We start from the raw sequence: 11744 nt of genomic DNA, 5'->3' as shown, positions 1-11744 counted from the left end.
CTGCACGGAGGCAGGCGATCGTGAAACGCTGGATGGCATGGATGCGAACGTTGCCGGCGAAGCGACTGGTCTGGGCAAGCGTTGCTGTATTAGGTGCCGCCTTGGTAGGGGGTGGAGGATACGCCCTTTGGTCGCAGCGGGGCCCCGTAGAATCGGCCTCGGCCGACAACGCAACAACCGAATTCCCCGAAACCAAGTTGCCGTCGTCGTTCCGTCGCGAAGTGCCCGACGCGTCGCGGTTGCTTTCGCCGGATGATGCCCGCGCAGCGTGGGAAGCGGCCTTCGGGAACAATGCTGAAACATCGACCGAAGGGCCGATGCAGGAGCCGAGGCAAGAGACCGCGGCGGTACCTGTGCCTACGCATCCGCCTGCCGTATTGAGCGACATCGCCGACGCGCAGCCGCTGCCCCCCTCGCCGGCGAAAACGGATCCACAAGTTACGCCCGCCGGTATGCCGCCGAATCCATTGCGGCCCGAATCCGGTCGCGTGGTGACGGCGACAGCCAATGAAGAAATTCCTCCGGCACCATTGCCTCGCTCTCAGGCTTTCGAGGTCGGCGGTGCCGGCCCGCAGGACGCGGTGGCCGATTTGCGGGCGATTGCCGACTTCCAAGGGTACAGCAGCGGTGCGAACGAAGGTGCTGATCCCTTGAGGGCGCCGCTGTCGGCCGGCCCGATGCCGGGTGACGATGTGTCGGAACCTCCTGCCGTGTCGTTCTCACAAGAGGCCCCTTCGGCGCTTCCGGGCGAGGCTGCGCCGGCCCCGGCTTCACCGATGCCCGCCAACGGTTCGGAAGGCGCTTTTCCGGCCGGAGAACAACCGAATACCGCTGCAACCGAGCTGCCTGCCGCGTTGCCGAGCGTCGACCGAGGAGACGGTTCGCCTGTGGATCCCGCGATGACGGGAACGAACGCATTGCCTTTCGGTGCGGTCGGTAATTCGTTTTCGAACAATGCCGGTTCGTTACCGGCAGAGACGCCTCAAAACAGCGGTATCGGGGCTGGGGCGTCGCTTTTGCCGTATGACACGCAGCAACCCGCCGCGCGCTATCCGGATGGTTCGAACGTCCAAGCGACGCCGAAGTACTCGAATCCTCGCGAAGATGCGACAATGACATCGCAACCGCAAACGGCTCCGTCGGTCGTTCCGTTCGACGCTGGTCCGCTACCCGGTCGTGGATATGCACCCGTCGGGGCGGGAATGCAGGACGAGGTATCTGGAGCACCGCGGTCGGATGCGAACGACGAAGGTACGGGAAGGCCCGGCGAGGTAGCCTTGGAGGGCCCGCAGACCGCTCAGGTCGCGATCCAAAAAGTCGCGCCCGAGGAAGTACAGGTCGGGAAGCCCGCCGTCGTGAAAATCATGGTGCGAAATTCCGGCGCCGTCGCCGTGCGCGACGTGGAATTGCACGACGAAGTTCCGTTCGGGACACGCTTGTTGTCGACATCGCCGCAGGCGTCTCGTGGCGTGGCGGGAGAGCTGGTGTGGCGGTTGGGAACCTTGCAGCCCGGGGATGAGATTATCGTCGAAGAGCAGTTGATGCCCACGCGGGAAGGTGAAATCGGTAGCGTTGCAACCGTGCATATCGGTGCCGCCGCCTCGATGAAGGCATTGGCGACCAAGCCGCAATTGGTTGTGGAGACGCAAGCGCCCGACCGCGTATTGATCGGAGACGAGGTCGAACTGGTCATTCGAATCTCGAATCCGGGAACAGGGGCGGCGACAAACGTGATTCTTGAGGAGCACGTGCCGCCGCAACTTCAGCATCCGGCGGGTGCAGAATTGGAGAACGTAATCGGCACCTTGGCACCGGGCGAGAGCCGCGAGGTTCGACTCAAACTGCGAGCCGTCCGAGCGGGGGCGGTGACGAACATGCTGGCCGCCCGTGCCGACGGCAACTTGAAGGTTGAAGACAGCCAGCAGTTGGAGATCCTCTCGCCGCAGTTGCAGGTTCAAATCGACGGTCCTGCCAAACGGTTCTTAGAACGAGAGGCTGCCTACACGATCACGATCGCGAATCCGGGAACGGCGCCGGCTCAAAATGTTCATCTGACGGCCACTCTACCGCCGGGATTGAAGTTCGTGCGGGCGAATAATGCAGGAAGCTACGACGAAGCCTCACGGACCGTGCATTGGATGCTTGCCGAACTCCCGGTGCGACAGCAAGGCCAGGTGGAACTCGTCGTGATGCCGATTGAAGAGGGGACTCAACCGTTGACGGCTTCGGCGAGAGCCGATCTTGGAATCACCGCTGAACAGGAACTGGCTGTCAACGTTGAGGGAATCGCCGCCATTTTGTTCCAAGTGGCCGACACGAACGATCCGGTCGTGCTTGGCGGCGAAACGACGTACGAGATCCGCGTTCGCAACCAAGGCACGAAAGCCGCAACGAACGTTCAACTGTTGGCCGTTTTGCCGCCGGAATTGCAACCCGTGGCGGCAGACGGTCCGACGGCCAACCACGTGAATGGGAACGAGATTATTTTTGATAAGTTGTCGCAACTGGCCCCGAAGGCAGAGACGACGTATCGGATCCGTGTGAAGGGCGTCCAGCCGGGGGACCAGCGCGTGCGAGTTCAGTTGCTCAGTGACGACATTCGCGTACCGGTTACGAAAGAGGAAAGCACACAAGTCTATTCGGACCGGTAGACGGCGATGACAGGTTTCCAAAAACGACCGCGGAAGGGAGAGAACACCAGCCGCGGTCGTTTTTTTATTCTGCCGAACAACGAAGCAGCACCGTCGGAGTTTCGATCGGTGTCCAACGGTAGGGTGGGCACGAGGCGGGAATCAAGACGGATCGACCACGGACCAGACGGTGCGTGAAAGTGCCGGTCGAGAGTTCGGCACTACCGTCAAGGACCATCCACACTTCCATGCCGCGAGGGGAGGCGATTTCCCAGGCCTTGTGCAACGTGAAACGGTCGAGACGGAAGTAACGACACGCTGCCAGATGTTCCCCAATCACGCCGTCGGGCAAACCCGTCTGCGGCTTCGGAACGACGGGCGTTACCGGCCCCCGATTCCAATCGATCGATGCGATTGCTTCTTCGATGTGTAATTTGCGCGGATTCCCGTCGGGGCCCTTACGATTCCAGTCGAACAATCGAAACGTGGCGTCACTGGATTGTTGCACCTCTGCCAGCAATACACCCTTTCCGGCGGTATGGACGGTGCCGGCCTCGATCAACACGCAATCACCCGGCTTAGGGGTAATCTTGTGCAAGAGCGAGTCGACGGTTCCCGTTTTGAGGTGTCGGCGAAGGTCGGTTTCGGTGACGCCGTCTTTCAGCCCCAGGTAAAGCTCCGCTTCCGGTTCCGCGGCCAGAACCACCCAGGCTTCAGTCTTACCCGACTCATTGCTCAGGAGTTTCGCTGCCGCTTCATCGTCAGGGTGAACCTGAACGGATAAGAGGGCATCGCAGTCGAGGTACTTGATCAGCCAAGGAAACTTTACCGGCTGTGATGTGTTCGAGGCCCACAAAGCGTCCCGTTCGGCTTCCCACAATTCGGTGAGCGGCGTTCCCGCGTGGGGGCCTTGGGCAACCGTTGTTACCGCGTGTGGGTGGGCACTGATTTCCCAGGATTCGCCAAATTGCCCGTCTTCGGGAAGGGGCTTGTTGAGAACGCTTGCTAGACGTCGGTTCCCCCAAATCTGAGGCCGAAAATACGGTTCGAAGATGAGCGGTTCCACCGGTTCACCTCCCGTGATTTGCTTCGTGCCAAGCGATCATCGAGAAGGTACCCTGCCGCGAAGGATTCCGTGGTGTCGAAGAGCGCAGGGGATCGAACCTGTACATGGTGTTGGTTGCCGGGAGGGGGGAGTTTGTTGCGTGCCGGTAAAAACGCCCCGACGTCGGGGTATTGAAAAGCATAGCACAACGCCGACAAGGCGTGTCCCTCATATTAGGGGGCTAGTCCCGGAAACGCACCTTGCGGCCTTCGACGGTGACGCCTTTTTCGGCGATCCGGGTGAGTGCTTCCGCGAAGGCGTCGCATTCGACGGCGAATACGCGAGGCTCAAGTGTGTCGAGCGTGTCGTCGTCGTGGACCGGTACGGCATGCTGGCTGATCACCGGTCCCATGTCGTACGTATTGTCGAGGAAGTACACGGTACAACCGGTGACCTTCACGCCTGAGTTGAGGACGGCCTCGTGCACGTGGTTGCCATAGTAGTTTTTGCCGCAGAAAGCCGGAGCGAGAGAAGGGTGTGTGTTGATCACACGGTTGCGAAAATCTTCCGGCACGTTCAGTTTGCGGATAAACCCCGCCAGCACGACCAATTCGACCTCGTGCCCCCGGCAAACCGAAAAGAGCGCGTTACTGAAATCTTCGTCGGAAGCAAAATCTTTACGCTCGATGACTTCGATGGGAAGGTTGTAAATTTCGGCGTACTGGAGCCCTTTGGCGTTGGGCGTACTGGAGATGACCACTCGAATGTCGAGCGGCAAGGTATTTCGGTGAATCCGGTGGATCAATTCCTTGAGCGTACGACCCGTACCCGATATGAGCACGGCCACCGGCAATTTTCCCGATTTCCCGCCGATGATGTCCATGCGATCGTCCGTCGAATGGTAAATGATGTGCCGAGTTCCGCCCCGGATTCGCGGTGCGGAACTGTTCAATCACGACGCATTCTGGTGGATTTCCACGTAGATCGTCAAGGGTTCTCCGGCGACCTTTGTTTCGAGTGGTTCCGCTCCGGGAAGCGAGGCCGTTTGAATCTCGGTCGCCAATGTCTCGTGTGCGATATAGTCGCGGAAACGATCGATCGCCGCGTTGATCGCCGGCGAGTCGCTCACCAGGCCGATGCGAATGCGATCGGTGAACTCACAACCGAGGTCCTTGCGCCGACCTTGAATCAGATGCACAATATCTCGCGCACGGCCTTCAGCCAATAGTTCGTCGGTCAGCTCGGTGTTCAAGATCACCACGCCGATTTTCCCTTGGGCTGCCGTCCAGCCTTCCTTGGCATTCAGACGGACCTCGATATCTTCCTGATCGAGTTCAATCGTTTCTCCTTCGGCTTCGAGGGTGATCTTGCCGCCCGATTCGAGCTGACTCAAGAGCGAGGATCCGTCGGCCTCCTGCAAGAGGCGTTTGACGACGGGCATTTTCTTGCCCAAACGTGGGCCGAGCCGCTTGAAATTGGGAACCACGACGTAGTCGATGTACGCGTCGGCGTTTTCCAGGAACTCAATCTTCTTGACGTTCAGCTCTTCACAGATCAATTCGGCATGGTCCGACAGCCAGGCCTTGCTTTCGGGCCGAACCGGAACGACCTCGACGCAAGCGAGAGGTTGACGCACTTTGAGCTTGGCGCTCATCCGGGCGGCACGCCCCAACGAGACGAGTTCCCGCACGTCGGCCATGTTTGCCGAAAGCTCTCGGTCGACCAGTTCCGGCTTCGGAGCCGGATAGTCGCACAAGTGTACACTTTCGACGACCCGATCACCGAATACCGACACGGCCAAATCTTGCCACAATCGTTCGGCAAGGAACGGCACGAAGGGCGCGATCAGCTTGATCGTCGTGATCAGGCACTCGTACAGCGTCCAGTACGCGTCTTGTTTGTCTTGGGTTTTCTCGCCTGCCCAAAAACGGTCACGACTCCGACGTACGTACCAGTTCGACAATGCATCGACGAAGTCCGAAAGCTTTCGGCAAGCGGGAAAGCTGTCGAATCGGTCCATATCGGCGATGACTCCGGCCGTTGTTGCGTGAAGTTCGCTGAGAATCCAGCGATCCAACTCGTTTCGATCGCTGATCGGCCGGTAGCCTTTGCCGTCGGCGAAATGTTCGGGGGTCAGTTGTAAGCCGCTGCCGCTGATGGATTCGGCCGGATTGAAGCCGTCGATGTTGGCGTAGATGACAAAGAAACTGTACACGTTCCACAAACGCAACAAGAACTCGGGAACGCTTTCGCGAATCGCCTGTTCGTTGTACCGGATGGACGTCCACGGCGCCTGGTTGGAGTAGAAATACCACCGCAGCGCGTCGGCCCCATAACGATCGAAGATTTCTTGGGGCTCGCGGTAGTTGCGTTTGCTCTTGGACATCTTTTGGCCGTCTTCGCCCAGCATCAAGCCCAACACGATGCAATTCTTGAAGGGGTGCGGAAATTGCAGTTTTGGCGTGTCGGCGGTCTTGAATGCTTCAGGGGACGACGTCGGTTCCGTGTCGTTTTCGGGACCGAACAGAAGGGTGCTGATGGCCAACAGACTGTAAAACCAACCGCGTGTTTGGTCGATGGCCTCGCTGATGAAATCGGCCGGAAATTGCTTGCTCAACGCTTCTCGCGACCCCGGTTGGTGTGGAAAGCCCCATTGTGCGAATGGCATAGCGCCCGAGTCGAACCAACAGTCGATTACCTCGGGAACGCGCCGCATGCGAGCACCGGGCGCTTTCGGCGAATCGTAGGTGATTGCGTCGATGTACGGTTTGTGTACTTTGAGATGGTCGGGCAAATCCGGGTTTGCCCGCTTCGCTTCTTCCCAGACCTCGGTGCCGGAAACTCCCGGTTTACCGAGCAGTTCTTCGTAGGAACCGATCGCTTCCATGTAACCGGTTTTCTCGCAGACCCAAATGGGCAGCGGCGTTCCCCAAAATCGTTCTCGCGAAAGGGCCCAATCGACATTCGTTTCGAGAAAATTGCCGAATCGGCCGTCACGAATATGTTCGGGTAACCAACGGATTTGCGCATTGTTGGCAAGCATCCGGTCTTTCAACGCCGTCGTCCGGATGAACCAACTCTTGCGGGGATACTGAATCAGGGGATCTTCTTCAGCTCGCCAGCAGAATGGGTAGTCGTGCAGATATTGTTCCTGGTGAAGCAGCAGCCCCTTGGCTTTGAGTTCGCGAGCGATGTCGCGGTCGCAGTCTTTCACCCAACGGCCTTCGTAATCGGGTGCTTCGTCGGTAAATTTTCCGTCGGGACCGACCGCACAGATCAGTTCCGGGCCTTCTCCGGGCGCGAACCTTGCCTGCTCGGAGAGGAGGACATCGTAGTCCACTTCGCCGAAAGCGGGGGCCTGATGGACGATGCCGGTCCCGCTTTCGATCGTGACGAAGTCGGCGCCCACTACGCGCCACGCGATGTATTCCTCGCCGCCGTCCGCCAGTTTGCCTCGCTTCTCGCCTGCGGATTTGTAGTAGTAGTCAAACGGCGGTTTGTAACGCTTGCCGATCAAGTCGGCGCCCTTTACACTTCGCACGACCTTGGCTTCGGTCTTGAGTTTTTGTGCAATCGTGTCGACCAAGGCCGAGGCGATGATCAATGTGCCGTCGACGCCTTCGAATTCAACGTATGCATAATCAAGATCGGGTTTTACCGCGGCGAATTGGTTGCTGGGGAGCGTCCAAGGGGTCGTCGTCCACACCAGCAAATCGACGTTCGGTTCATCCAATAGGGGAAATCGTACGTAGACGCTCGGATCGGCAACTTGGCGATAGCCTTGTCCGACTTCTCCCGACGAAAGGGCGGTGCCTCCTTGGGCCCACCACCAAACGATCTTGTGCCCTTGATACAGCAAGCCGCGTTCGAAGAGGTTCTTTAACGCCCACCAGACGCTTTCCACGTAGCTTTGATGGAAAGTGACGTAGGCTTCGTCAAGATGAATCCAGAATCCCAGACGTTCGGTGAGCTGCTCCCACTCTCGCGTGTAGCGAAAGACGCTTTCGATGCAACGGTGGATGAACGGCTCGACGCCGAACTTTTCGATTTCCTCTTTTGAGTGGATTCCCAGCTCTTTGCAGACTTCGACTTCGACCGGCAATCCGTGCGTGTCCCAGCCGGCGCGGCGACGGCAGTGGTAGCCGCGCATGGTTTTGTAGCGAGGAAAGAGGTCTTTGACTGCCCGCGTGAGACAATGTCCCGGGTGCGGCAACCCGTTAGCCGTCGGTGGACCTTCGTAGAACACGAATTCCGGTGCTCCTTTTCGAGCGGCCAACGACTTTTCGTAGATCTGTCGATCACGCCAAAAACGAATGATTTGTTCTTCGAGTTGGGGGAAGGAAGTCGAACGTTCAACCTGTGGGAACATCGTTTCGTGCCAATCCTTCGTTGAGATTCCGACGTGTGTGTACGGTGTCGTTTCTAGTCGGCGAATTTGCGACGAAGCGCTTCGAGCACGATTCGTCGCAGCTTCTTTTCGCCTTCGGCTGCTACCCGCAAGATCTCGTCGATGTCGACCGGTTCCAACGCGTCGGGTAGACACATATCGGTGACGACCGAAAGCCCGAGCACCCGCATCGACGAATGAACGGCCACGATCACTTCAGGAACGGTGGACATACCGACGACGTCGGCGCCGATCGATCGCAGAAACCGGTATTCCGCCCGCGTTTCGAGATTCGGACCGGTGACGGCCACGTACACACCTTTATGGGCCTGAAAGTTTTCCTGGCGGGCGATTTCCAATGCGCAGCGGATCAGTTCGGGATCGTAGGGTTGATACATATCGGGAAACCGCGGGCCGAGCGAGTCGTCGTTCGGCCCGATCAGCGGATTTCCGTTCATCAAGTTGATGTGGTCCTCGATGACCACGATGTCGCCGCGTTCGTATTGCGGGTTCATTCCGCCGCACGCGTTCGAAACGAACAGCGTATCGGCTCCCAGCGCCTTCATGACGCGGACGGGAAACGTCACTTGCTGATAGGTATAACCCTCATAGATGTGGAATCGTCCTTCCATCGCAACTACGGGGACGCCCTCCAGCGTGCCGCACACGAGTTGGCCGGTGTGACCGATCGCCGTAGAGCGAGGGAAGTGCGGGATTTCTTCGTAGGGAATTACGGTCGCATCACCGATTTCCGAGGCCAGACAGCCAAGCCCCGTGCCCAAGATGATGCCGACTTTCGGTGTCGTCGCCCAACGCTGCCGGACGAGATCGGCGGCAGCCTGAATATTTGCGGCCAAGTCTTGCATCAAATGGTCCTCCTTAAAGCGGCGAAACCGAGCGACGGAATTGGGGCGTTTGGTCGTCGCTTGGAACCGTGTTCGGTTGCGATGGTCCAACCGGCGACGAAGGTAGAAGCTTACAAGTCGTCGTCCAGATCGTCGTCGTCGAGGTCGTCCAAATCCTCGTCGTCATCGACTAGATCGTCGTCGACATCTTCGTCCAGTTCATCGTCATCGACTTCGATATCGTCGTCGACTGCCGGTTCTTCTTCTTCCGCCGCTTCCTCTTCTTCGTCGATTTCTTCGAACTCGCGTTCGATTTCTCGCTCGTATTCGGCTTCGAATTCAAAGTCGTCGTCGAAATCGTCGTCGAAATCGTCGTCGTCGAACTCGTCGAAGTCGTCGTCGATGTCGTCGTTTTCGGGGAAGAACGAACTCCAAGCCTCGGGTACGCAACCGCCCGGTTCGCCCACGGATGTTCCAAACGGCGCGAGAACCCGATTCCCGCGATCGCAATCCACACCGCTGCCGATTGGAGACGTCAGTTCCAAGATCGCTGTCATGGCTTGTTCCACCCGCTGAACCGATTGGGATTCCGTACTGCTCGACGACGAACAGCGGCCGGCCGGCATCGAAACGCCGACCGCCGACGCAAAAGCCTTGGGCTCGCCGCATTTGCTAAACGGCCGAAAGCCTTTGATTATCCCTCACAACGGGCGTCTTGAACAGAACCGCCTCGCTCCGGTCGAGGGTTTTGCGATCTGCTTTCAAGCAGATCAAGACGGGCACCCCCGGCGAGACGAAACGAGTTCCGGCTACCTGCAAGTGCGCAAGAAACCAAAAAAGGGCAAGGACATCCACCCAGAATGTCCCTGCCCCAAACACGGGGGTGAGAAAGCCTGATTCAAGGTCGAGAGCGATCCTTGCTCTGAATCAACAGTTGTTCACATCTCAGGCAATGTCAAAATGGATAAAATAGATCGCGGTTTGTTTTTGCAATTGCCGTGATGAATGCACGGATTGTGCGGGATTTCTCCCGCCTAGTTGGGGGATTTTTCCGGGGCTACGGTATTCGGTTTCGTCTCGAACGCAACATGGGGTTTGGCCGGTCGCGAGCGACGCGGGACCGATTCTTCCGTCGTATCCTTCTCGGTGTGGGACGGTTCGAGGGTATCTCGGGTTTCCATGGCAGGGGCACCAGAAACTGTTTCCGTGCTGACGAGCTCTTGGTTCTGATCGAGCGGTGTCTGTGTGACCACAGCCGGTTCTGCTGACGAAGACATGGCGGTAGCCTCGACTGCGTCGCCTTCGTGCACGGCTGTCATCTCGCTGGCGACTTCGCCCGCGGGCGGTTCGACGGAAACAGTCGTGGTTTCGGCCGATTCGGGGGAAGAAGTTCCCGCACCTCGTTTTCGGATTGCTTCGAGATAAGCGCGCGGTTCGGGCGTTTGGGGTTCCTGGGCGATCCATTGTTCGAGGATCGGAACGACCGACTGCGTTTCTCCCAGAGACAACAGAACAACCGCCAGCCACCGTAAACAAATGGGATGGCGGCAACCACTCAAATACGCGGTTTGGAGGCGAGCGAGCGCTTCTTTCCAATCCTGGCGTGCGGCTGCGCAGCCACCGCGGATGGCTTGAAACAGTGCCTCTCGTTCCTCGTCTGTGGCGGCAAGGGCTTCGGCAGCCGCAAGTGCGTCGTCGACCTTGCTTTGCTTGATGAAGTGCTCGGCGGCGCGACGCCGGACACGCGGTGAATTCGGAAACCGTTCCAACGCGTCGCGATAAACGGTTTCGGCTTTTTCGTGATCGCCGTTGAGCTGCAACGCTAGGGCCCAGCATACCGACGCCATTTCGGCGATTTCTTGAACGTGCCACGTTTCGAGGTCGACTTGGCCGTACGTGACCGCCAGCTCGAAAGACCGGATCGCCAAGTCGATTCGATTCGCACTTTGCAAATAAGTGCCCATGGCGCACAGCAATTGGGCATCCAAAGGAAACACGTCGAGTGCTTCCAAGCACGCTGCGATTCGGCTGCCGTGGAGATTGGGATCGCTGTCCATTGCGGCCAGCAGTCCGTAATAGGCTTCGAGTTGTTCTGTGGAGCCGTTTTCTGCTACTGAAATCGCTTCCCGAAAGGCTTCGCAAGCAGCGGTGGTGTGGCCTAAATCAGTCAGGGCTTCGCCCATGATTCGCCAGATGCGAGCCGGTCGGTTTTTGGGATCAGGAGCTTCAAGTGTGGCCAAATGGAGATTCCGTTGGGCGCGACGCGCTTTCCACACCGCTGTGTGTCGACGGGCATGGCACAGAATCCGCCCGGGAGCCATGTCTTGCTTGACGCCCAGTTGTCGCAACGAAGCGGTCGCCGTTTCGCCGACACGGCCTACGAAGCGAATTCCCGGCCGATGCGGGAAAAGGCGTAACTGCAAAACCTGCTCGGCAGAGGCGTCGGGCATCGCCGGAGGGACTTCGACCATGATCGAGTAGGCTTTGTCCGCTTGGGCTTCGGTCGCCAGAAATTGCGTCAAAAGCGATTCCGTTTCGTGCCCGAGTGTTTCACCCGCGTTCAGCCACAGGACGTAGCGGTAATCGTAAGGAATCTCGCTCAAGAGCGTGTTTCGGGCAACGGCAAAGCTGAAGGGCCAGTTCGTCGATACGACCGTCGCACCGTGCTGTTCCGCGATTTCGACCGTGGCATCGCGTGAACCGCAATCGAGGACATAGACACCGGCGGCGATGCGCTTGGCCTGCTCGATCGTCGCGGCGATAGTCTCTTGTTCGTCCAACGCCAAAACGGCGATAGCGAGGTCGAAACGACTCGTGTTCGTGCTCACCGGTTCCCT

7 protein-coding genes are annotated in these 11744 nt (G+C 58.5%); 1 reads left to right on the top strand and 6 read right to left on the bottom strand.

Annotated features, from left to right (window positions below):
- Positions 1-20: 20 nt before the first annotated feature.
- On the top strand, positions 21-2651 hold the full coding sequence (locus tag ACYQ2I_RS11760; RefSeq protein ID WP_460167208.1) for a hypothetical protein: 2631 nt from the start codon (positions 21-23) through the stop codon (positions 2649-2651).
- Positions 2652-2715: 64 nt separating this feature from the next.
- Here the strand turns inward: ACYQ2I_RS11760 and ACYQ2I_RS11755 are convergent, their stop codons facing one another.
- The 6 genes from ACYQ2I_RS11755 to ACYQ2I_RS11730 all read right to left on the bottom strand — a co-directional run bounded on the left by ACYQ2I_RS11755 (position 2716) and on the right by ACYQ2I_RS11730 (position 11735).
- Positions 2716-3696, bottom strand: a complete 981-nt coding sequence (locus ACYQ2I_RS11755) for a type I phosphomannose isomerase catalytic subunit (RefSeq protein WP_460167207.1) — start codon at positions 3694-3696, stop codon at positions 2716-2718.
- A gap of 220 nt (positions 3697-3916) precedes the next feature.
- Positions 3917-4558 carry a phosphoribosylglycinamide formyltransferase gene (purN, locus tag ACYQ2I_RS11750; protein ID WP_460167206.1) on the bottom strand — a complete coding sequence of 214 codons (642 nt, stop codon included), beginning with the start codon at positions 4556-4558 and terminating at the stop codon, positions 3917-3919.
- Positions 4559-4627: 69 nt separating this feature from the next.
- Positions 4628-8044: an isoleucine--tRNA ligase gene (gene ileS / locus ACYQ2I_RS11745; protein ID WP_460167205.1), complete on the bottom strand. Its 3417-nt coding sequence runs from the start codon at positions 8042-8044 to the stop codon at positions 4628-4630.
- Between the two features lie 53 nt (positions 8045-8097).
- On the bottom strand, positions 8098-8928 hold the full coding sequence (locus ACYQ2I_RS11740) for a purine-nucleoside phosphorylase (protein ID WP_460167204.1): 831 nt from the start codon (positions 8926-8928) through the stop codon (positions 8098-8100).
- 110 nt (positions 8929-9038) lie between these two features.
- Complete coding sequence (locus ACYQ2I_RS11735; protein ID WP_460167203.1) at positions 9039-9464, bottom strand: hypothetical protein; 426 nt, start codon at positions 9462-9464, stop codon at positions 9039-9041.
- Positions 9465-9941: 477 nt separating this feature from the next.
- Positions 9942-11735, bottom strand: a complete 1794-nt coding sequence (locus ACYQ2I_RS11730; protein WP_460167202.1) for a tetratricopeptide repeat protein — start codon at positions 11733-11735, stop codon at positions 9942-9944.
- Positions 11736-11744 lie beyond the last annotated feature (9 nt).

Source organism: Thermostilla marina, from assembly GCF_054657455.1.
Note: the sequence above shows the minus strand (reverse complement) of the source record. Positions and strands in the feature narration are given on the sequence as shown.